The sequence below is a fragment of the Dyella sp. GSA-30 genome (assembly GCF_027924605.1).
Taxonomy (GTDB): Bacteria; Pseudomonadota; Gammaproteobacteria; order Xanthomonadales; family Rhodanobacteraceae; genus GSA-30.
Map to the genome: position 1 here is coordinate 2193882 of NZ_AP027042.1, position 21280 is coordinate 2215161.

Sequence of the window (21280 nt, forward strand, 5' to 3'; positions counted from 1 at the left end):
GTGAAAAGTTTCGCTGCGATGCTTACGTGATGGGCCAAGGTCGTCAGGGCTTTAGCCCATTGTTCGCTTTGATTGTACGAGTCAGGGGCTGACGCTACACTAACGCGATTTTTGGGGATAACAGATTCTGGTTCGAGTGGGTCGGTAGTCCCTGCACCTCAATGGCATGCAAGTACCGGAGAGCCTGATGGCGAACGAAGTCGTCGATCATGGCCGCCGCCGTTTCCTCACAGCAACCACCGCGGTGGTTGGTGGTGTGGGAGTCGTCGCGGCGGTTGTGCCCTTTGTCAAATCCTGGGAACCCAGTGCGCGCGCAAAAGCTGCGGGTGCTCCGGTTACCGCCGATATCGGTAAGATCGAATCGGGCCAGATGGTCACCTTCGCGTGGCGTAGTCTTCCTGTATTTGTAGTCAACCGTTCCAAGGCGCAGCTCGATGCGCTGCCGAGCCAGAACAGCCGAGTCGTCGACCCCAAGTCCGACGCGATCTCGGCTGAGCAGCAACCGAAGTATGCGCAGAACGAAAGCCGCTCGATCAAGCCCGAGTGGCTGGTCCTGGTTGGCCTGTGCACGCACTTGGGATGCGTGCCCGACTTCGTCCCGGTGATGAAGCCCGAGCCGTTCGATCCGAACTGGCAGGGTGGCTTCTACTGCCCGTGCCACAAGTCGCGTTACGACATGGCCGGTCGCGTCTATCAGGGCGTGCCCGCACCGAAGAACCTGTTGGTGCCGGACTATCACTTCATCGACGACACGCACATCCAGATCGGTGTCGCCCCTGGGGAGAAAGGCTGATGGCTAACGTGTTCACGCGGCTTGGCGATTGGGTCAACGAGCGCGCACCGAATCTGGTGCCGACCTATCGCAAGCACATGACCGAGTACTACGCACCGAAGAATTTCAATCTTTGGTACTACTTCGGCTCGCTCGCCCTATTGGTGCTGGTCAACCAGATCGTCACCGGCATCTTCCTCACCATGAACTACAAGACGAGTGCGGCGGAAGCCTTCAACTCGGTCGAGTACATCATGCGCGACGTGGAGTGGGGCTGGCTGATCCGCTACATGCACTCTACCGGCGCATCGCTGTTCTTCATCGTGGTGTTCCTGCACATGTTCCGCGGCCTGCTGTACGGGTCGTACAAGAAGCCGCGCGAGCTGGTGTGGCTGCTGGGCATGTTGATCTTCCTGTCGCTGATGGCCGAGGCCTTCATGGGCTACGTGCTGCCTTGGGGCAACATGTCGTTCTGGGGCGCCAAGGTGATCATCTCGCTGTTCGGCACCATTCCGGTGATCGGCAGCGGGCTGCAGCAGTGGATCATGGGTGACTTCCTGCCCGCCGACGCCACCTTGAACCGCTTCTTCGCGTTGCACGTCATTGCCTTGCCGCTGGTGCTGTTGCTACTGGTGGTGTTGCATCTGGCTGCGCTGCACGAGGTGGGTTCGAACAACCCCGATGGTGTGGACACCAAGCATGGTCCCAAGGGCAACCGCTGGGATGCGAACAAGCCGGCCGATGCCATTCCCTTCCACCCGTACTACACGGTGAAGGATCTGGTCGGCGTGGGCTTCTTCCTGCTGATTGCCGCGTTCATCATCTTCTTCGCGCCGACCTTCGGTGGCTGGTTCCTCGAGCACGACAACTTCATCCCGGCCAACAACCTGGTCACGCCGACGCACATCAAGCCGGTGTGGTACTTCACCCCGTTCTACGCGATCTTGCGCATGATCCCGTCGTTCTTCGGTACGGCGTTCTGGGGCGTGCTGGCGATGTTCGGCGCGATCGCGGTGTTGTTCGTGCTGCCGTGGATCGATGCCGGTCAGGTGCGTTCGATCCGCTATCGCGGCGCGGGCTACAAGTGGGCGTTGGGTCTGTTCGTGGTTTCCTTCATCTCGCTCGGTGCCGTCGGCGCCGGTGTGGTGGCCGAAGTGATCCCCGAGTGGTTCGGCAATGTCGACGTAACGGTCTGGGAAAACACCTTCGGTCGAGTGATGACGCTGATCTACTTCGGCTATTTCGTGTTCCTGTGGCTGTACACGCATCTAGGCTGGGAAAAGACCAAGCCGGTTCCGGAACGGGTGACCACGCATGACTAAGCGTTATTTTTCTTCGATTGCGCTGGCGCTCGGTTTGCTGGTCGGTGCGAGTTCCGCGATGGCCGCCGAAGAGGGTGGTCTGCCGTCCGCTGGCACCAATGTAGGCGACCAGGCGTCGCTGCAGCGCGGCGCCAAGATGTTCTTCAACTACTGCGTGGGCTGTCACTCGCTCAAGTACGTGCGTTATTCGCGTCTGGCCGAAGACCTGGGTCTGTCGGAAAAGGACGTGATGGGCAACCTCAACATGACCGGTGCCAAGTTCGGCGATCCGGTGATCTCGCACATGCCTGAGGCCAACGCGCAGCAGTATTTCGGCAAGGCACCGCCGGATCTGTCGCTGGAAGTGCGCGCCAAGGGTGCGGACTGGGTGTTCGGTTACCTCAACTCCTTCTACCTGGACCCGAGCCGTCCGGTGGGTTGGAACAACGAGGTGTTCCCGAACGCGTCCATGCCCAACCCGCTGTGGGAGCTGCAGGGTCTGCAGACCGCGGTGAAGAAGCCGGGCGAAGACACGGTCGAGAAGCTGGAGCTGTCGCACCCGGGCAAGTTGACCCCGGTGCAGTACCAGCAGGCCACCCGCGACCTGACCAACTTCCTCGAATACGCCGCCGAGCCGGCGGCCTTGCAGCGCCAGCATTACGGTATCTGGGTGCTGTTGTTCCTTGCCGGTTTCACGTTCTTGGCTTATATGCTCAAGAAGGAATTCTGGAAGGACGTGCACTGAGGCGTCCGGTCGTCATAGGCAGGCGGCGCACACGCGCCGCCTGCTCTTGAAGGGGAGAATAGTGCATGGTCCAAAGCGCACGTTCGCGTACCGTACTTACCCTCTACACCACCGCCGATGACGTTCAATGTCACCGTGTCCGGCTGGTCCTGGCGGCCAAGGGCGTCAGCTACGAACGGGTAGAAGTCGACCCGAACAAGCCGCCCCCGGAAGACCTGATCGACCTCAACCCCTACGGCACCACGCCGACCCTGGTCGATCGCGACCTGACCCTCTATGACACCGCGGTCGTCTGCGAATACCTGGACGAGCGTTATCCCCATCCCCCGCTGATGCCGATCGATCCGCTGTCCCGCGCGCGTTTGCGCCTGGCTTCGGTGCGGATCGAGCTGGACTGGCTGAGCCAGATCGCCGCCATCCGCGAAGGCGGCAAGACTGCCGATACCGCCCGCAAGCACCTGCGCGAACAGCTGTTGACGTCGCTGCCGCTGTTCAAGGCCTCCAAGTTCTTCCTGAACCCCGAAATGAGCCTGGTCGACTGCCTGGTTGCTCCGGTGATCTGGCGCCTGCCCTGGCTGGGGGTGGACCTTGGACGGGAGGGCAAGCCGATCCTGGACTACGGCGAACGCCTGTTTCACAGCCAGGGCTTTGCCCGCAGCATGACCGCCGAAGAAAAGGCGATGCGGCCCTGACGCTAGCCTGTGGCAAAGCCGCCTATCGTCGGGAAGGCGATCTGGCCGTAAACTTGTGGGTTATTCCAAAGATCCGGCAGCCATAGCCGGACTATCTGCCTGAACTGGCTTTCAGCCGGTCTGGCGTTGCACTATGCGTATGCCGCCGGAGGGCCGGCCTCGATCGAGGCGGCCTTGGCGGCCTTGACAGGCTCTATCGATGACCGACGAAAACATTCCGATGACTTCCAATCGTCCGTACCTGTTGCGGGCCATCTACGACTGGATCACCGATAACAACCTCACCCCGTATGTGCTGGTCGACGCCGCCCGCGAAGGCGTGCGGGTGCCGCCGCAGGTGATCAAGAACGGACAGGTAGTGTTGAACCTGGCCATGCGTGCGGTTGCGAACCTCGATCTGGGCAACGACTGGATTACGTTTCAGGCGCGCTTTTCCGGCGTGAGCCAGCAGATTTACATTCCGATCCAGGCGGTCCTGGCGCTTTATGCGCAGGAAAATGGCCAGGGCATGATGTTCCCGGCCGAAGAGGGCGGCGATGTGCCGCCGCCGTCCGGTCCGGAAGACGATACGCCGCCACCGACCAGCGAAAGCGACGTGGGCAGCAGCGAGAAGCCCAAGCGTTCGGCTTCGCATTTGCGCATCGTCAAATAAGCGAAACGCCGCCTAGCTTGTAGGAGCGACTTCAGTCGCGACAGGGGCGAAGCGAGGCGGCGATGACCAGCTGCATCGTGATACTGCAGAGGGACGGTCGCGACTGAAGTCGCTCCTACAAGATAGCTGTGTTTGTCCGAATCAATGCAAATTGCGATCGCGCGGACGTAACGGCACGACATTGTCTTTGCTTTCGTCGAGCCGAACCCTTGGCGGTGCCTCAGGCAGATACAGCTCGATAGTCGGCAGACTCAGGCCAGTCATGACCGTCCCGATCAGCCAGAGCCGTCCCGGCTCCCGATCGTCGCCGTCGATACTTACCTCGAAGCTGTAACAGCGCTCGACGCCAAGCCGGCCACCGACGCGGCGCAACCGCAAGCTGCGCAGCCCGACCGTCTCGTCGAGCAACTGCAATCCATGCCGCAGGCATTGCTGGCGAGCTTCGGCGGTCGCCTGCTCGCGCGCGCGATTGAGCTTGAGCCACAGCCCGACGATGGTCAGCAAGGCCAATAGCAGGAACAGGTCGGAGAGTTCGCCCATGCCGCCAGTGTGGGGATGGGGTGGGGCGGTTGCAAGGAGCGGTAGCGAGAAGCTGCGCTCCTAAAAACCACTTTCTAAACCGTCATCCCGGCGAAGGCCGGGATCCACTCCTCAGTCCTCGCTTGTCAGATGACAGACGGTGAGCATCTACGCTGAGGAATGGCGGGATGACGATGAAGGGCGAGGTTTGTCGGGGTTCGTGAGTACTTTCGTGCGGTGCGCTAGTCGAACTGCAATCGCAGCGAGAGATCGATCGCCCGCACGTGCTTGGTCAATGCGCCGACCGAAACAAAATCCACGCCAGTGCCGGCGATATCGCCGATCGTGGTCAGGTCCACGTTGCCCGACACTTCGAGCGGAATGCGGCCGGCGGTGATACGCACCGCTTCGTGCATATCCGCCAACGTGAAGTTGTCCAGCATGATGCGGTCCACGCCAGCGTCGATCGCTTGCGCCAGTTCGTCGAAGTTCTCCACTTCCACTTCGAGCAGCAGGCCGGGATGCAGGCGTCGGCCGGCTTCCACAGCCGCTTTGATGCTGCCGGCGGCGATGATGTGGTTTTCCTTGACCAGGATCGCATCAAACAGGCCGATGCGATGGTTGTGACCGCCTCCGCAACGCACGGCATATTTTTGCGCCAGACGCAGGCCCGGTACGGTCTTGCGTGTATCGAGCACCCGCGTGCGACTGCCGGCCACCTTGGCGACATGTTCGGCGGTGGCGGTTGCCGTGCCGGAAAGCAGCTGCAGGAAATTGAGCGCGGAACGTTCGGCGCTGAGCAACGCACGCGCCGAACCGCTCAGATGACAGATAATGTCGCCGGCCGCGACATGGTCGCCGTCCTGCACCTTCCACTCGATCGCAACCTGTGGATCGAGCTTGCGGAAGCAGGCGTTAAACCAGTCGATGCCTGCCATCACCGCGTTTTCGCGGCAGGTCAGGGCGGCACGCGCCTGTGCATCGGCGGGAATCAGTTGGGCGGTAGCGTCGCCGTTGCGGATATCTTCGGCAAAGGCGCGCGTTACATCGGCCTCGATCGTTTCGGACGAGGGTGGGTCAAGAGGGAGCTTGGAAGTCATTCTCGAGTAGCGGAGGCCGCAGCTGTTTGGCTAAGACGGCCAACGATAGCATCGAGCGCGCGATCGAACAGTGCCGACGAATCGAGAATGCGCGCCATACCGCCCGATATCGCGGTGGCCAGCTCATAGGGCGAGTAGTCGCCCACTTTCAGGCCGCGGCGATTGACGAACAAATAGCGTCCGCTCATCGGGCTGATCCACGACAGTTTGGCGCGTTCGGAGGTGTCTTCGCCGGTGTTGAATTCGAGCCAGCTGCCCGGCTTCAATTCGCGCACGCTGGCCAACTCGGGGCTTTCCTCAAACGGCTCTTCGGCGTCGATTTCCGGATCGGCATCGAGCGAGGTGGTATCGACCACCGGCTGGATGCTTTCGGGAATCGGCAGCGTAGTGGCTTCTTCGATCGCGCGGACCTCGGCCTCGGGTACCGCTTCGCCCAGCTGATGACGGTAATAGGTATGCAACTGCGCCAGCAGTCGTTCGATATCGCTTTCCTGGAAGGCGACGTTGGCCAGGCCGCGGCGCAATGCGCGCTCGATGCCCGGCAACATCTGCCGCAGGACGCGGCGGTCGTCCGCTTCGCGTACCGGGCGCGTGCTGGCGATGAACTCGTTGACGAAACGCAGCGCTTCGCGGAATTCGTTGGAATCCTCGCCCTGGCGCAGCAAGGTAAGCACCAGGTAGTTCGCCCAGGCGCGCGTCAGCACGCCATGCACCAGCGGCGGCAGGGTGTGATCGCCGATGCGGGTGAGGATTTCGCGGGCGGCGCGACGGCGGGCCTGTTCCAGCTTTTCGCGGCCGCGGGTGGATTCGGCGACGCGCTGCTCGGCCAGGTCGGCGCGGCGGCGGCTGGTGTCCTGGAACTCCTGCAACTCGAGGTTCAGGCGATCGAAGATGCCGATATCGTCGTCGAAATCCTGCAACAGGCGATCGACGACGGATTTGATCTTGTCGTGCAGGCGATGGTCGCGGTCCGACTCGGCCGACCAGCCCTTGGCCGCATCGGCCAGCCCGTCGAGCAGGCGGCGTGCCGGATGCTGGCGGTGCGCAAACAGCTTGCGATCGATGATCGCCGCCTTGAGATACGGAATCTGCAGGCGCGCGAGCATGGCCTGCATCTCGGTCGGCAGGTTGCGGTCTTCGAGGATGAACTCGAACAGCATGCCGACCAGATCGATGGTGTCTTCGTCCATCGTGGCGACATGGCCGGGCTTTTCGCCGCGCAGCGAACCCAGTTGCACCAGCAGCTGTTCTTTCAGCTGTTGTACTTCGAGCGCCAGCTCGGTCGAACCGAGCGTAGTAGCCACGCCCGAACTGACCGCAACGCCCGAGGCGGCCTGGCTTTGCAGGACGCTCAAGGCGCCAAGCAATTCATTGGCCGTGGGCACCTGCACCGGACCGCCCAGCGGCGCGGCGCGGCTGTCGATCGGCCCACGGCGTGCGCTGAACAAGGTGCGCAAGGTTTGCAGCAGCTCGGCGCTCGAATCTTCGGCCAGGAAACTTTCGGCCGTTTCGTTGGCTTGCACGGCGTCGACGGCATTGCCGCTGGCGGCTGCTGTGCCGGTCCCGCGCTGGGCTGCATTGCGCGGCAGTTCGTGGCGTAGCTGTGGCAGGACGCCGGCGCGTACCAGTTCGTTGTTGACTTCCTGGTACAACTCATCCAGTGAGGCCATCACGTAGCGGTCGAACAGCTTGTAGATGATCAGCTTGACGCGCATGTCCGCGGCCAGCTCGCGCATCGCATGGCGGAATGCCTGGGCGAGTGCGGCGGGGCCGATCGGGTTGTTGGTGTCGTCGATCTTGATGCCGCCGTAGATCACCGACAGGCGCTGGTTCACGGCAAACAGTTCGCGCGTCAGGCGCGTCTCGTTCTTGCCGATCATGCTGGTGATGGCCAGCGATTCTTCCAGTTCGTTATCGGCCACCAGCGACAGCTCCACCGAACCGATCGGCAGCGAAGCGGCTACCGGGTTGCTCGATGGGCTGCGGTAACTGGTAGCGAAGTCGGCCAGCTCGCGGGCGACCTGGGCGAGAAAGGTGCGTTCGACACTGGGGCGGCGCTTGCGCACTTCGCGCATGCCGTCGAAGTAATGCATCTGCGCGGCGTTGTTCTCGGCCTTTTCGGCCAGATCGAACAGCGCATCGTCGACATGCTCGAACATGCCGTTGATCAGCAACTGCAAACGCTTGCCGGCGATGTCCCGAACGTTATGCAACAGCGCGCCTCCGCGCTCACTGGACGGATCCAGACGCTGGCTCAAACTGACTATGTTTGATGGCTCACTGGCGTCTTTCATCGCCACACCCCTGAAGTGTTGTCGCCGCGATGGCGGCCGTCCGTTGCCGCAAGCATGTAGAAGACTAAGCGAAATCGCATGGCCGCGCCACGTCCCAGTTGGTGTCCCAGTTGGCATTCCCTCGCGGGAACGCCGGTTCCGGCCTGGCCTGGCTTAGGCCGCGGCGGGAAAATCCCGGAACTGGACGGTGCCGATGCCCTCTTCGGGCAGCATGACCGGGATACCGTCGTCAACGCGGTAGATCACCTTGCCGTCGACCGTGATCAGCGCCTCGCCAATCTTGTCCTTGAGCGCCACGCCCGCCACGGTCTGGGCCTGGCCTTCGGCGATGGCAGTATTTAATGCCTCCAGCTCAGCCTTGCCGGTCGGGCGGAGCGGGGTCTTGCTGACGGGGCAGCAAAGGATGTCGAGCAGACGCTTGTCCATGGAAACGGGTATCGAAAAAGCGCGCCGAAACGCGGAAAGTCCGTACAATATCCCCTTTTGGGTGACCGAGTCATGACCTCACCAGCCAAGCCGCCACGTGTCGGCGTCGTTATGGGTTCCCGTTCGGACTGGGAAACCATGGAGCATGCGGCCCAGGTGCTGACGGAGCTGGGTGTGCCGCATGAGGTCCAGGTGGTATCGGCTCACCGTACGCCCGATCTGCTGTTCCGCTACGCCGAAGAGGCGGTCGGGCGTGGGATCGACGTGATTATCGCCGGCGCCGGTGGCGCGGCCCATTTGCCGGGCATGCTGGCGGCCAAGACCCGGCTCCCGGTGCTGGGCGTGCCGGTGCAGTCCAAGGCCTTGAATGGTATGGATTCTCTGCTTTCCATCGCGCAGATGCCGGCTGGTATTCCGGTCGGCACGTTGGCGATCGGCCGCGCGGGTGCGGTCAATGCCGGCCTGTACGCCGCCGCCATCCTGGCCCTGCACGATCCGGAACTGGCCACGGCGCTCGATGCCTATCGCGCCCGCCAGACCCAGACCGTCCTGGACAACCCGGACCCGCGCGCGTGAGTACGTCGCGTCGCCAGCCCGTACTGGGCATTTTGGGAGGCGGTCAGCTGGCCCGCATGTTGGCCATCGCGGCCGCGCCGCTCGGCGTAAAGACCCTTGTCGTCGATAGTGCTCCCGATGCCTGTGCCGGCCAGGTGGCTCCGCTGATTGCCGCCGACTGGACCGACTACGACGCGCTCGAGCGCTTTGCGGCCCAGGTCGATGTAGTGACCTTCGATTTCGAAAACGTGCCGGCCGAAACCGCGCACCGGCTTGCCGAAAAGGTCGATGTGTTTCCGGCGCCGCGTGCCTTGGCTGTGGCGCAGGACCGGTTGGCCGAGAAGACGCTGTTTCGTGAGTGCGGGCTGGGTACGCCCGAATTCATGGCTATCGATACGCGCGACGATCTGGATCGCGCACTCGCATCGATCGGCGCGCCGGCGATCCTCAAGACGCGCCGGCTCGGCTACGACGGCAAGGGACAGTTCCGCATTCGCGCTTTGGCCGATGCCGATGCGGCGTGGGAAGCACTGGGTGCGCAGGCCTCGGCGCATGGCCTGATCCTCGAAGCCTTCGTGCCGTTCGAGCGCGAGCTTTCGGTGATTGCCGTGCGCAGCCGCGATGGCGATTTCCGCACCTGGCCGTTGACACAGAACTGGCACACCGATGGTGTGTTGTCGCTCAGTCTTGCGCCAGCGACCGATATCGACGCGTTGCAGACGCGCGCTACCGATCTAGCGCGCACGCTTGCCGAACGTCTCGAGTACGTCGGTGTGTTTGCGTTGGAGTTGTTCGTCAAGGACGGCCAATTGCTCGGCAACGAAATGGCGCCGCGCGTGCATAACTCCGGGCACTGGACGATCGAAGGTGCGGTGACCAGTCAGTTTGAAAACCATGTGCGCGCGGTGTTGGGTTTGCCGTTGGGCGATACGTCGGCGCGCGGGTTTTCGGTGATGTTCAACTGGATTGGCGAGCTGCCGGATCCGACCCCCGTGTTGTCCATGGCCGATGCGCATTGGCATGACTATGGAAAGCAGTCGCGCGTTGGCCGCAAGGTGGGGCATGCGACGGTGTGTGCGGTGGATGCCGGGACGCTGGTCAAACGTGCAGGTGATATTGCGCGTGTGTTGAAGCGTGATGAGCAGGTGCAGCCGTTGGCTGTGTTTGCGCAGACGTAGAGCCCCCCTCACCCCAACCCTCTTCCCCCGGCAAAGCCAGGGGAGAGGGAGCAAGTTGCGCAAGTGCGAAACAATGAGGCTCTCTCGATCTGCTCCCTCTCCCCTGGCTTTGCCGGGGGGAGAGGGTTGGGGTGAGGGGGCGGGGTGCTCGCGGGAACACCCAACAATGCACAAAAAAACGGGACCGTTGCCGGCCCCGTTTCTCGTCACCCGGCGCTTACGCCAGATTCTTCGCCGCAAAGTCCCAGTTCACGAGGTTCCAGAAAGCCTCGACATACTTCGGACGCGCGTTGCGATAGTCGATGTAGTAGGCATGTTCCCACACGTCGCAGGTCAGCAGCGGCTTGTCGCTGCCGGTGATCGGCGTGGCGGCATTGCTGGTGTTGACGATGCCCAGCGAACCGTCCGGACGCTGCACCAGCCAGGTCCAGCCCGAGCCGAAGTTGCCGACGGCGGACTTGGTGAACTCTTCCTTGAACTTCTCCAGCGAACCGAATGCCTTGTTGATGGCATCGGCCAGCTTGCCGGTCGGTTCGCCGCCGCCGTTGGGCTTGAGCGAGTGCCAATAGAAGGTGTGGTTCCAGATCTGGGCGGAGTTATTGAACACGCCGCCGGACGACTTCTTGATGATGTCGACCAGGTCCGCGTTCTCGAACTCGGTACCCTTGATCAGGTTGTTGAGGTTGGTGACGTAAGCCTGGTGATGCTTGCCGTAGTGGTATTCCAGGGTTTCCGCAGAGATATGCGGTTCCAGGGCGTTCTTTTCGTAGGGCAGGGCGGGGAGTTCAATCGCCATGTCTGATGGCTCCTTGGCTTATGGGCTAGAGGGGAGTCGGACCGGCACGGCCGAACGGCCGCCGTGGTTCGACTGATACACTACCGATCTTCGTGCATTGTAATGATGAAATCCGAAGCTATGGACGTTAACGAACGAATCAAGGCTGTCCTCTCCGAGCACGCGATCGTGCTCTTCATGAAGGGCACGCCACAATTCCCGATGTGCGGCTTTTCCAGCCGCGCCGCGCAGGCGTTGAAGGCGGCAGGGGCGGATTTCCATGCGGTCAATGTATTGGCCGACCCGGAAATGCGTGCGGCGCTGCCGCACTACGCCAACTGGCCGACCTTTCCGCAGCTCTTTATCCAGGGCGAGCTGATCGGTGGTTGCGACATTGTCGAAGATCTGAAAAACGCGGGCGAACTCGAACGCATGGTCGCCGATGTAAGTGGAGCGTCACCCGGATGAGTCTGGCCAGCGTGCAATTCCCCGCCGACTGGCAACAACTGGCGCCGGCCAGCCTGGTCGGTCGCGTCATCGTGGTCACCGGTGCTTACGGCGGGCTCGGCAGTGCTGTCGCGCGCGCCGCGGCGCGTGCAGGCGCGACCGTGGTCATCACCGGTAAGCGCAAGCGTCAGCTCGAACAACTCTACGACGCGATGATTGCCGAGCAATTGCCCGAGCCGATTATCCACCCGCTGGATATGGAAGTGGCTACGCCGCGCGATTACACGGCCATGGCCGAAGGCCTGGAGCGCGATTTCGGACGTCTGGACGGCATCGTGCACACGGCGGCGAGCTTCGCCGGCCTGACCCCGCTGGCGATGCACAAGCCCGACGACTGGCTGCGCGCGCTGCACGTCAATGTATCGGCGCCGTTTGCGCTGACCCAGGCGTGCATGCCGCTGCTGCAGGAAGCCAAGGACGCCGCGGTGGTGTTCGTGCTGGACGATCCCGAGCTGCTCGGCCGCGCGCACTGGGGCGGCTATGGCGTATCCAAGGCGGCATTGGAGCGGCTGGTGGAAATCCTGCATCAGGAAACCGACCAGAGTACGCTGCGTACGCACGCGATACTGCCGGCGCCGATGCGCACGGCGATCCGGCGACAGGCGTATTTCGGCGAGGACACGACGATCCAGCCATTGCCCGACGCGACCGCCGACGCCGTGGTGTACCTGCTCAGCGCCGCCGGCATGCCGGCACGCGGCAAGGTGCTGGATCTGCGCCGGGAAACATCGTCTTGATCGCTACTGCTGGGGGGCGCTGATCGTGGAAACGCAGATGACGACCTTGTCGGCAGCGATCCTGCTGTTCCTGATCATGGACCCGCTCGGCAATATCCCGATTTTCCTCAGCCTGCTCAAGGACGTCGCGCCCAAGCGTCGCCGTTGGGTATTGGTGCGCGAACTGCTGATCGCGCTCGGCGTGCTGCTGGTGTTCCTGATCGGCGGTACGCATATTCTCCGGCTGCTGCAGCTGCGGCAGGAGTCGATCAGTATTGCTGGCGGTATCGTGTTGTTCCTGATCGGTATTCGCATGGTCTTTCCGCCGGCCGATGGTGGCGGCATCTTCGGCAAGCCCGGCGAGGGCGAGCCTTTCATCGTGCCGATGGCGATTCCGGGCGTGGCCGGCCCCTCGGCGATGGCCGCACTGTTGCTGTTGACCAATACCCAGCCGGGCCGCACGGCCGACTGGGCCATCGCCTTGCTGGGCGCCTGGCTGGCGACCTCGGTCATCCTGCTGTGTTCGACCTATCTGTTCCGTTACCTGGGCGAAAGCGTGCTCACCGCGCTGGAGCGTGTGATGGGTATGTTGTTGATTGCACTGTCCGTGCAGATGTTCCTGGGCGGCATTGCCGCTTACCTGCATTTAACGGTTTAGCCAGGGTTTTTGCGAAAGGCAGAACGTTTCAAACATGACCTTTTACGCGATCGCAAAATCTTAGTCCCACCAACATCACCATGCTGTCATAATCCGCCCCCAGGATCGTTATAGTCCTTAAGGAGGCGGTCATGCTCAGCATTGAACAGACACTTACAGAACGTCTGCCCTGGCTGGCCCAGCATCCCAAAATCCGTCGCCCCATGGCAGGCATGTTGGGTCGCTTGGCTGACGAAGCCGGGTTTAACCGGACCATGGAACACTGCGCGGCGTTCGAGGGCTTCGACTATGTCGAGCGTGCCCTGGACGTGCTTGGCACCAGTTACCGGATCAATCCACGCGAGCGCGAGAACATCCCGCTCGAAGGCGGCGTGCTTATCGTTGCCAATCACCCGCTGGGCATGCTCGATGCCCTGGCGCTGTTGCAGATGGTCGGCTCGGTACGCAGCGATGTGCGCATCCTGGCCAACGACTGGCTGACCATGATTCCGCAGCTGAACAAGCTGCTGCTGCCGGTCGACGTGTTCGGCAAGGGCGCCACGTCGCGCCTGCGGGACGTCTATCGCGCCCTGGATCGCGGCGAAGCCTTGATCGTGTTCCCGGCGGGCGAAGTGTCGCGCATGGGGCCGGCGGGCGTGCGTGACGGACGTTGGTCCGATGGATTCGCGCGCCTGGCGCTGCGCACCAAGGTGCCGGTGTTGCCGGTCCATGTGGCCGCGCGCAATTCGGCCATGTTCTATGGCGTGTCGATGCTGGCCAAGCCGCTCAGCACGGCGATGCTGCCGCGCGAAGCGGTGTCGCGCATGAAGCGCCGTATCGCCTTCAGCGTGGGCAAGTTGATCGACGCGGAAGAATTGAACGAGCGCAGCGGCGGTTCGCCCGAACAAGCCGCCAAGCTGATGCGTCGCCATGTGTATCGCATTGGTCGCCGCCGTGGCCTGATCTTCGGTGGCCAGGCGCCGCTGGCGCATCCGGAGCCTACGGAGCGTATCGTCGCCGAGTTGGCGGCTCAGGCTGAAAAGCTGGCCGATCTCAACGATGGCAAGCAGATCCTGCTATTCAAGGGTGCGGCCGACAGCGCCGTACTGCGCGAGATCGGCCGCCTGCGCGAGCTGACCTTCCGCAAGGTGGGCGAGGGTACCGGCGCACGCCGCGACCTCGACGCGTACGACCCGCATTACGAGCACCTGGTGCTGTGGGATCCGAAGGCCCTGCACGTCGTGGGTTCGTATCGTTTCGGTCACGGTGGTCGCCTGATTGGCGAACGCGGCATGGCCGGGCTTTATACGTCCAGCCTGTTCCATTACTCGCCGGCACTGGAATCGCGCCTGGCGCAGGGCCTGGAACTGGGACGCAGCTTTATCGCGCCGGCCTATTGGCGCTCGCGTGCGCTCGACCAGTTGTGGCAGGGCATCGGCCTGTACCTGCAGCGCCATCCGGAGCTGCGCTACCTGTTCGGCCCGGTCAGCATGTCGGTCAACCTGCCGCGCGAGGCGCGCGAGTGGATTGCCGCGGCCTATCAGCATTACTTCGGCGTATCCGGGCTGGCTTCGGCGCGCCAGCCGTTCGTGGTATCGCAGGACGTCATCGACCTGGTGCGCCACGCGCTCGAGGGCCTGGACTCCACCGCTGGCCTGGGCAAGCTCAAGCATCATCTGGATGCGCTGGGTGTGAGCCTGCCTGTGCTGTATCGCCAGTATGTCGACCTGGTCGAACCCGAAGGCGTGCAGTTCCTTGGCTTCGGCGAAGACCCGGGCTTCTCGGGCTGCGTGGACGGCCTGGTCATGCTGGACCTGGACAACCTCAAACCAGCCAAGCGCGCACGTTATCTCGGCAAGGCGGCGGAATAAGCGTTAGCTTTCGCGATATGGGGGTAGGTTCCTGCCCCCTGTGACGCGTGACGCAGTAGTAAAGATACTGTCAAATTTGTATGTGACCATGGTAGTGTAATTGCAAAGCGCGGCCGTGATTTCCGATTTATAGGGAATTGGAATTACGGAGTGGGAAGCTAAATTCGTAAGTTCATGCCTGATCGTCACTGATCGGGTTTTTTTACGCCCGGAATAAACGTTTAAAATTACGTTAAACGGCATGAAATTACGTTTACTTGCAAATACTTGCGAGGCTTTGTAGGGCGGCCTTTGGGCGCTTTGGGGTCTGCAATAGGTTTGGGCTTGCATGAATGCGACAGGGTTCCCTTCTGGCGAGGGGCATCAGCTCATTCCGCGCATTCGGCCGAGAGTTGCGGCCGGCTAATTCAACCACCTTGGAATGTTGGACTTAAAAAATGAAACGAACCCATCTTTCTATGGCAATCGCCGTTGTCTTCGCTATGTCCGCCAGCATGGCGGTGGCTCAGGATGCTGCCGATCAAAATACGCAGAGCGGTCGCAAGCCGGCTGTCGGCACGGTTGCCGCTCAGCGTGGCAACGCCAATGCGTCGAGCACCTCCAACACCACCAACGACAACGCCACGCTGCGTAGCGTGCAGCAGCTCAGTGCGGTGCAGGTCAGTGCCGATTCGCTGTCGCTCGGCGGTGGCCTGATGTCGGTGCAGACGGCGCCCAAGGCGGTGTCGACGATTACCCGCGATGCCATCGTCAAGGCGGGCCCCGGCAGCAACTTCACCCAGCTGATCTCGACCATTCCGGGCGTGAACTCGTCGACCGACGACGTCACCGGCCTGTCGGACGGCAACTACTCGATCCGCGGCTTCCAGTCGAACGAAATCGGCGTGACGGTCAACGGCGCGCCCATCAACGACTCCGGCAGCTACGCCGTGTTCGCCAGCGAATACGGCGACTCGGAAAACGTCGGCGACATCACCGTGCTGCAGGGCACGCCGGACCTGGACATGCCCGATGCGGGCGCCGCCGGTGGCCACATTGCCTGGGCAACGATCGATCCGTCGCACAAGGCCGGCGTGGACATCACCGAGTCCTACGGCTCGCATGATTACCACCGCACGTTTGTTCGTCTGAACACTGGCGACCTCGGTCCGGTGCGCTCGTGGATCTCGTTCTCGGACAACAAGGTCGACAAGTGGCGCGGTGCGGGCGACCTGGAAATCCGCAAGGTCGACGGCAAGGCACTGTGGACGATCGATGACAACAACTCGGTCAGCGCCTCGCTGCAGTACAACCGCGAAACCCGCGACCAGTATCGTTTCTTGACCAAGGCTCAGGAGCAGAGCAACTACTTCCTGGACTGGGACGAAACCTACAAGCCGAAGTCGAACGATACGAACTACTACGGCCTGCACCTCAACAATTTCACCAACTACATGTTCAGCCTGGACGGCGAGTTCAAGCTGGCTGACAGCCTGCGCCTGTCGGTGGTCCCGTACTTCCAGTACGGCGACGGCGGTTCGGGCGGCGGCAGCAGCTTCTTCGCCGAAACCACCAATGTCACGCAGAACCAGAACGAGAATGCGCACCAGGATCTGAACCAGGACGGCGCGATCGTCACCGGCCCGAATGGCAAGAAGGCGCTGGTTTACTCCTTCAGCAAGAGCACCACTTACCGCCCGGGCATCCTGTTCAAGTTCAACCAGGACTTGAGCATGAACAACAGCCTCGAGTACGGCCTGTGGTATGAGCGCACTCGCCAGGAGCAGGGCGAACCGTACAGCACGGCCAATTACCTGACCGGCACGCCGGACAACGTCTGGGGCGATTCGAACTACGTTTACTACCCCAACGGCCAGATCCAGTCGCTGTACAACGAATTCACCAAGACCGAAAACGAAAAGGTCTTCGTTACCGACACCTGGACCCCGACCGACCAGTGGACCTTCCAGTTGGGCGCGGCGTACCTGCATGCCGAGCGTTCGGGTTTTGCGTATGAGTACCCGGGCAACCAGGGTGGCTTCAATCCGCCGGGCTTCGGTGGCAACTTCGACCGCGATTACCACAAGGTCACGCCGGCGCTGGGCATCAAGTACCAGATCGACGAGAACAACCAGCTGTTCTACGGCGTGGGCGAAACCTACCGCGCACCGCAGAACACTTCGGTGTCGCTGAACCTGGTTACCGGCCGCCCGTCGAACAAGCCCGAGCAGTCGTGGAACAACGATCTGGGCTGGCGCTTCTATAACGACACGTTCTCGGCCAGCGCCGAGATCTACCGCGCCAACTTCAGCAACCGCGTGGTCAACGGCTTCGACCAGGATACCGGCGAGAGCTACTCGACCCAGATCGGCCGCGTGAAGCAGCAGGGTTTCGATGCCGAAGCCAGCATCAAGTTCCTCACGAACTTCAAGCTGTACGGTTCGTACACCTACACGCAGTCCAAGCTCGAGAGCAACTTCAACGCTGGTGACGACGGTATCTACCCGACCATCGGCAAGGACATGATCAATGCGCCGCGCAACATCGGTCACCTGGTCCTGAGCTACGACAACGGTCCGTTCTGGGCCAGCCTTGGTGCGAGCTTCCACGGTTCGTTCTACGGCGACTTCATGAACACGGAGAAGAACGGTGGCTACACCACCTTCAACTTCAACACCGGTTACCACTTCGACGACTTCTCGACCTGGTTCCGCAGCCCGTACATCAAGCTCAACTTCGCCAACATCACCGACAAGCATGCGCTGACGTATGCGACCAACTCGGCGACGCTGGCCAAGGGCACGATCCGCGACGTCGATGGCGTCAAGCTGTTCACCACCACGCCGACGTACTCGCTGCTTGAGCCGCGCACGTTCATGATCACCGTGGGCGCTTCGTTCTTCTAAGCAACCATCGGCGACAACGGCGGGGCTTTAGGCCTCGCCCAGTCTCGAAACCAAAACCGGTCCCGCGAGGGGCCGGTTTTTTTTCTTTTGACAGCAAGAACTTGAGGTGTCGATGTGAGAATTGCGTCAAAAAGTTACGAAACTGTAATATGCTACGACTACAGTTGCCCGGACGTTCTTGCGCCGGCTGCGGTGTGTGGCTGCGGTAAGCGTCAAATAAAATTAGGGGAATCAGCCACTTAAGCTTTATGGCGAGGAGACACGGGATCTCCGGAGCTGGCCCCACGGTTTTTTGTTGCGAATCTTAAGGGGTTATCTCTCAATGAATCTTCGTCTCCGCACGAAAGTGCTGCCGTTAGCTATTACCGCGCTTCTGGCCTCGTCGCCGGTGCTTGCGCAGGACACTTCCTCTTCCGTGAGTGGCCGCGTCCTCGACGCAAGCGGCCAGCCGGTCGTCGGCGCCAACGTCCAGATCGTGCACGCTCCGTCAGGCACGACCAAGACCACCCAGACCGATGCCAGCGGCCGTTACTCCGCGCAAGGTCTGCGCGTGGGCGGTCCGTTCGACATCAAGGTCGACAAGGATGGTCAGCAGAGCGAACAGGATGGCGTCTACCTGCAGCTGGCTGCCGACACCGCCGTCAACATCACGCTGAGCGGCGCGCACGCGGAAGCGGCGAAGGAATTGCAGGGCATCACCGTCTCGGCCAATTCGCTGTCGCAGACCTTCACGCCGGACAACAAGGGTCTGGCGACCAACGTCTCGCGTCGTGAGCTCGAAGCCACGCCGACCCCGGGTCGTTCGATCCAGAACATCGTGCGTCTCGATCCGCGCATCACCATTACCGATCGCGCGCGTGGCGAAATTTCGCTCGCCGGCCAGAACAGCCGCTACAACAACATCACCGTCGACTCGGTCAGCGCGAACGATCCGTTCGGCCTGAACGCCAACGGCCTGCCGACGCTCGGCACGCCGATCTCGCAGGACGCCATCGAGGAATACAACATCTCGCCGGCGAACTACGACGTGGGCACCCGTCGCGGCGTGGGCGCGAACATCAACGCGGTCACCAAGAGCGGTACCAACGATTTCCACGGTTCTGTGTACTACGCGTTCCAGAACCAGAACATGATCGGCAAGAACGAGCAGGATGTTAAGTACCAGGGCTTCGACCGCACCTGGACGGGCGGTGCAACGTTCGGTGGTCCGATCATCAAGGACAAGCTGTTCTTCTTCGGTTTGGTCGAAAAGAGCACCCAGATCGGCGCGGGTAGCCCGTTCGGTCCGGAAGATTCCAATGCCGGCACCAAGATCAAGGGCCTGACCACCGCGCAGGTGGATCAGATCCGTCAGATCGCCAGGCAGGTCGGTATTACCCAGGACCTGGGTTCGATCGGCGGCGGCAATTCCAACCTGACCGACAAGCGTTACCTCGGCAAGATCGACTGGAACATCGCCGACAACCATCGCGCCAGTTTTACCTATAGCCAGACCAAGGAAAACAAGCCGATCATCACCGGCAGCACGACCAAGCTGGTGCTGTCGAGCGGCTGGTACAAGACCTCGGTCAACAACAAGAGCTACGCGCTGCATTTCTACGACGATTGGAACGATACGTTCTCGTCCGATACCACGGTCTCGTATGCGGACTTCAAGCAGAACCGCGACCCGTACAACGGCGTGGACATGCCTGACATTACCGTCTATCCGGTAAATTTCAGCGGTCCTGCTGTCGAGTTCGGCACGGAGTTCTCCACCCAGGCCAACGTGCTCCAGGTGAAAACCTTGAACGCGGCTTGGGCCGGCACGCTGTTCCTCGGCGAGCACAATGTGAAGTTCGGTGTCGATTTCGAGAAGGACAAGTACTACAACCTATTCCTGCAGGGTGCCTTCGGTAGCTACACCTTCGAAGACCTCAACAACGGCGCCACCACCGGCTTGCAGAACTTTGCCAGCGGCAACTACTGGCGATACACCTATAACCGTCCCGCCAACGGTCTGTCGCTTGGCGATGTCGCTGCGCGTTACAGCCTGAACCAGTGGGGCGTGTTCCTGCAGGATACCTGGCAGGTCACCAACAACCTGTCGTTGCAGTACGGCGTGCGTGTCGACATCCCGTTGATGGACGACAAGCCGTTGTACAACGCTAAGTACGCCAGCACATTTGGCGGCACGAATCAGACCACGATCAATGGCAACCGCGTCATCCAGCCGCGCTTGTCGTTCAACTACAACTTCGACACCGAGCACATGACTCAGCTGCGCGGCGGCGCGGGTCTGTTCGTGACGAACCAGCCGGGCGTGTGGTTGGGCAATATCTTCTCCAACTCCGGTGTGACGCAGACGCAGTACACCTGCGGTCCGACACAGGCTGCGCCCTGCAATACGGTGGCGACGATGCCTCCGTTCAGCCCGGATGCGCATAACCAGCCTGATGGCCGCACCAACGGTGGCCAGATGACGGTCAATACCATTTCGCCGGGCTGGCGCATTCCCACTGCTTGGAAGGTCAGCCTGGGCATCGACAAGGAGCTGCCGTGGTGGGGCTTGGTCGCCACCGCCGACTGGCTGCATATCGACGCACGCGATGCAGTGTGGTTCCAGAACTTCAACCTCGGTGCGCCGGTGCGCACGCTGCCTGATGGCCGCGCTTCGTACTATCGTTTGCCGAACGATCCGAACTACAAGGCCCCGGCCGGTCAGCCATCGCAGTCGCCGCGCGCCAACGCCAATACCGGATTCTCCGGCTCGAACATCAACCTGGACAACACCGGCAAGGGCAAGTCGGACAGCATCTCGCTGTCGTTGAAGAAGGCCTTCTCGAACGACTGGTCGGGCATGGTCGGCTTCACCTGGAGCCGTGCGACGGAAGTGAATCCGGGTACGTCCTCGGTGGCGAACTCGAACTACTCCAACAACTACGTCTACAACTCCAACGAGAACGTCGCCAGCCCGTCCAACTACTCGATCCCGCGTCGCGTGATCGCTTCGTTGAACTGGCAGCACGCGTTCTTCGGCGACTACGTCACCTCGGCCAGCCTGTTCTACGACGGTCACTCGGCCGCTCCGTACAGCTGGGCCTTCGGCAACGACGCCAATGGCGACGGCTATAGCAACGACCTGGTCTATATCCCGCGCCCGGGTGAAGTCGAGTTCCGTCCGGGCACGTCGCAGGCGACGATCAATCAGTTCTATGAGTACATCCAGAAGAACGACTACCTGCGCGACCACCAGGGCCAGGTGGCCCAGCGCAACGGTGACCGAGCTGGCTGGATCAACCAGATCGACCTGAGCTTCAGCCAGGAAATCCCGGGCCTGTTCAAGGGCAACAAGGGCGTGATCAAGCTGGACGTCTACAACTTCACGAACCTGCTGAACAAGAAGTGGGGTATCGAGAAGCGTGTGAACTTCCCGGGTGGTCGCTTCCTGGCCGACTACTACGGTATCGATCCGGCCACCGGCAAGTACATCTACAACATCGATTGCACCGGCAAGCCGGCTTCCTGTGCCAACTACATCCAGGGCGGCAAGTACTCGCCCAAGGAAGTTCCGACCTATATCAACAACAACGACGACCTGGCCCAGCGCTGGTCCGTCCTGTTGACGGTGAAGTACACCTTCTAAGCAAAAGCTTGCGAAGAAGCTTCGACAGGC

Annotated in this window: 18 protein-coding genes; 13 read left to right on the forward strand and 5 right to left on the reverse strand. The window is 61.6% G+C overall.

Going from position 1 to position 21280, the window contains the following annotated elements:
- Positions 1-187: 187 nt before the first annotated feature.
- The 5 genes from petA (at position 188) to QMG46_RS09695 (ending at position 4162) form a co-directional block, all read left to right on the forward strand.
- Complete coding sequence (petA, locus tag QMG46_RS09675; protein ID WP_281852304.1) at positions 188-793, forward strand: ubiquinol-cytochrome c reductase iron-sulfur subunit; 606 nt, start codon at positions 188-190, stop codon at positions 791-793.
- Positions 793-2094 (forward strand): cytochrome b, encoded by a 1302-nt coding sequence (locus QMG46_RS09680; RefSeq protein ID WP_281852305.1) that lies wholly within the window; start codon positions 793-795, stop codon positions 2092-2094. Before petA ends, QMG46_RS09680 begins: the two co-directional genes overlap by 1 nt.
- Positions 2087-2818 carry a cytochrome c1 gene (locus QMG46_RS09685; RefSeq protein WP_281852306.1) on the forward strand — a complete coding sequence of 244 codons (732 nt, stop codon included), beginning with the start codon at positions 2087-2089 and terminating at the stop codon, positions 2816-2818. Before QMG46_RS09680 ends, QMG46_RS09685 begins: the two co-directional genes overlap by 8 nt.
- Before the next feature lie 65 nt (positions 2819-2883).
- Positions 2884-3510: a glutathione S-transferase N-terminal domain-containing protein gene (locus QMG46_RS09690; protein ID WP_281852307.1), complete on the forward strand. Its 627-nt coding sequence runs from the start codon at positions 2884-2886 to the stop codon at positions 3508-3510.
- A 199-nt stretch (positions 3511-3709) separates the two neighbouring features.
- A complete protein-coding gene (locus tag QMG46_RS09695) occupies positions 3710-4162 on the forward strand; it encodes a ClpXP protease specificity-enhancing factor (protein ID WP_281852308.1) in 453 nt (150 codons plus the stop codon).
- 141 nt (positions 4163-4303) lie between these two features.
- Here QMG46_RS09695 and QMG46_RS09700 read toward each other — a convergent pair whose 3' ends face one another.
- The 4 genes from QMG46_RS09700 to QMG46_RS09715 all read right to left on the reverse strand — a co-directional run bounded on the left by QMG46_RS09700 (position 4304) and on the right by QMG46_RS09715 (position 8501).
- Positions 4304-4702 (reverse strand): DUF3301 domain-containing protein, encoded by a 399-nt coding sequence (locus tag QMG46_RS09700; RefSeq protein WP_281852309.1) that lies wholly within the window; start codon positions 4700-4702, stop codon positions 4304-4306.
- A gap of 221 nt (positions 4703-4923) precedes the next feature.
- Positions 4924-5781 carry a carboxylating nicotinate-nucleotide diphosphorylase gene (gene nadC / locus QMG46_RS09705; protein ID WP_281852310.1) on the reverse strand — a complete coding sequence of 286 codons (858 nt, stop codon included), beginning with the start codon at positions 5779-5781 and terminating at the stop codon, positions 4924-4926.
- Positions 5778-8075 carry a DUF1631 domain-containing protein gene (locus tag QMG46_RS09710; RefSeq protein WP_281852311.1) on the reverse strand — a complete coding sequence of 766 codons (2298 nt, stop codon included), beginning with the start codon at positions 8073-8075 and terminating at the stop codon, positions 5778-5780. The genes nadC and QMG46_RS09710 overlap by 4 nt, the downstream gene beginning before the upstream one ends.
- Positions 8076-8228: 153 nt before the next feature.
- Entirely contained in the window at positions 8229-8501 is a 273-nt protein-coding gene (locus tag QMG46_RS09715; protein ID WP_281852312.1) for a Trm112 family protein, read from the reverse strand.
- Positions 8502-8573: 72 nt separating this feature from the next.
- Between QMG46_RS09715 and purE the strand changes: the two genes are divergently transcribed.
- Positions 8574-9077 (forward strand): 5-(carboxyamino)imidazole ribonucleotide mutase, encoded by a 504-nt coding sequence (gene purE, locus QMG46_RS09720; protein WP_281852313.1) that lies wholly within the window; start codon positions 8574-8576, stop codon positions 9075-9077.
- Between the two features lie 56 nt (positions 9078-9133).
- On the forward strand, positions 9134-10234 hold the full coding sequence (locus QMG46_RS09725; RefSeq protein WP_281852856.1) for a 5-(carboxyamino)imidazole ribonucleotide synthase: 1101 nt from the start codon (positions 9134-9136) through the stop codon (positions 10232-10234).
- 217 nt (positions 10235-10451) lie between these two features.
- Here QMG46_RS09725 and sodB read toward each other — a convergent pair whose 3' ends face one another.
- The gene (sodB, locus tag QMG46_RS09730; RefSeq protein WP_281852314.1) at positions 10452-11030 is read right to left on the reverse strand and encodes a superoxide dismutase [Fe]; all 579 of its coding nucleotides are present in this window, start codon (positions 11028-11030) and stop codon (positions 10452-10454) included.
- A 120-nt stretch (positions 11031-11150) separates the two neighbouring features.
- Between sodB and grxD the strand changes: the two genes are divergently transcribed.
- The 6 genes from grxD to QMG46_RS09760 all read left to right on the forward strand — a co-directional run bounded on the left by grxD (position 11151) and on the right by QMG46_RS09760 (position 21250).
- Positions 11151-11477, forward strand: coding sequence for a Grx4 family monothiol glutaredoxin (gene grxD / locus QMG46_RS09735; protein WP_281852315.1), 327 nt, complete (start codon positions 11151-11153; stop codon positions 11475-11477).
- The gene (locus QMG46_RS09740; protein ID WP_281852316.1) at positions 11474-12253 is read left to right on the forward strand and encodes an SDR family NAD(P)-dependent oxidoreductase; all 780 of its coding nucleotides are present in this window, start codon (positions 11474-11476) and stop codon (positions 12251-12253) included. The genes grxD and QMG46_RS09740 overlap by 4 nt, the downstream gene beginning before the upstream one ends.
- A 37-nt stretch (positions 12254-12290) precedes the next feature.
- Entirely contained in the window at positions 12291-12890 is a 600-nt protein-coding gene (locus tag QMG46_RS09745) for a YhgN family NAAT transporter (protein ID WP_281852317.1), read from the forward strand.
- A 131-nt stretch (positions 12891-13021) separates the two neighbouring features.
- Entirely contained in the window at positions 13022-14740 is a 1719-nt protein-coding gene (locus tag QMG46_RS09750) for a bifunctional ornithine lipid synthase OlsF (RefSeq protein ID WP_281852318.1), read from the forward strand.
- Between the two features lie 458 nt (positions 14741-15198).
- The gene (locus QMG46_RS09755; protein ID WP_281852319.1) at positions 15199-17625 is read left to right on the forward strand and encodes a TonB-dependent receptor; all 2427 of its coding nucleotides are present in this window, start codon (positions 15199-15201) and stop codon (positions 17623-17625) included.
- 322 nt (positions 17626-17947) lie between these two features.
- On the forward strand, positions 17948-21250 hold the full coding sequence (locus tag QMG46_RS09760; protein ID WP_281852320.1) for a TonB-dependent receptor: 3303 nt from the start codon (positions 17948-17950) through the stop codon (positions 21248-21250).
- Positions 21251-21280: the final 30 nt, after the last annotated feature.

Bases quoted from the DNA above. Each gene is read 5' to 3' on its own strand.
- petA (WP_281852304.1), top strand. From the start codon at position 188: ATGGCGAACGAAGTCGTCGATCATGGCCGCCGCCGTTTCCTCACAGCA.
- QMG46_RS09680 (WP_281852305.1), top strand. From the start codon at position 793: ATGGCTAACGTGTTCACGCGGCTTGGCGATTGGGTCAACGAGCGCGCA.
- QMG46_RS09685 (WP_281852306.1), top strand. From the start codon at position 2,087: ATGACTAAGCGTTATTTTTCTTCGATTGCGCTGGCGCTCGGTTTGCTG.
- QMG46_RS09690 (WP_281852307.1), top strand. From the start codon at position 2,884: ATGGTCCAAAGCGCACGTTCGCGTACCGTACTTACCCTCTACACCACC.
- QMG46_RS09695 (WP_281852308.1), top strand. From the start codon at position 3,710: ATGACCGACGAAAACATTCCGATGACTTCCAATCGTCCGTACCTGTTG.
- QMG46_RS09700 (WP_281852309.1), bottom strand. From the start codon at position 4,702: ATGGGCGAACTCTCCGACCTGTTCCTGCTATTGGCCTTGCTGACCATC.
- nadC (WP_281852310.1), bottom strand. From the start codon at position 5,781: ATGACTTCCAAGCTCCCTCTTGACCCACCCTCGTCCGAAACGATCGAG.
- QMG46_RS09710 (WP_281852311.1), bottom strand. From the start codon at position 8,075: ATGAAAGACGCCAGTGAGCCATCAAACATAGTCAGTTTGAGCCAGCGT.
- QMG46_RS09715 (WP_281852312.1), bottom strand. From the start codon at position 8,501: ATGGACAAGCGTCTGCTCGACATCCTTTGCTGCCCCGTCAGCAAGACC.
- purE (WP_281852313.1), top strand. From the start codon at position 8,574: ATGACCTCACCAGCCAAGCCGCCACGTGTCGGCGTCGTTATGGGTTCC.
- QMG46_RS09725 (WP_281852856.1), top strand. From the start codon at position 9,134: ATGTTGGCCATCGCGGCCGCGCCGCTCGGCGTAAAGACCCTTGTCGTC.
- sodB (WP_281852314.1), bottom strand. From the start codon at position 11,030: ATGGCGATTGAACTCCCCGCCCTGCCCTACGAAAAGAACGCCCTGGAA.
- grxD (WP_281852315.1), top strand. From the start codon at position 11,151: ATGGACGTTAACGAACGAATCAAGGCTGTCCTCTCCGAGCACGCGATC.
- QMG46_RS09740 (WP_281852316.1), top strand. From the start codon at position 11,474: ATGAGTCTGGCCAGCGTGCAATTCCCCGCCGACTGGCAACAACTGGCG.
- QMG46_RS09745 (WP_281852317.1), top strand. From the start codon at position 12,291: ATGACGACCTTGTCGGCAGCGATCCTGCTGTTCCTGATCATGGACCCG.
- QMG46_RS09750 (WP_281852318.1), top strand. From the start codon at position 13,022: ATGCTCAGCATTGAACAGACACTTACAGAACGTCTGCCCTGGCTGGCC.
- QMG46_RS09755 (WP_281852319.1), top strand. From the start codon at position 15,199: ATGGCAATCGCCGTTGTCTTCGCTATGTCCGCCAGCATGGCGGTGGCT.
- QMG46_RS09760 (WP_281852320.1), top strand. From the start codon at position 17,948: ATGAATCTTCGTCTCCGCACGAAAGTGCTGCCGTTAGCTATTACCGCG.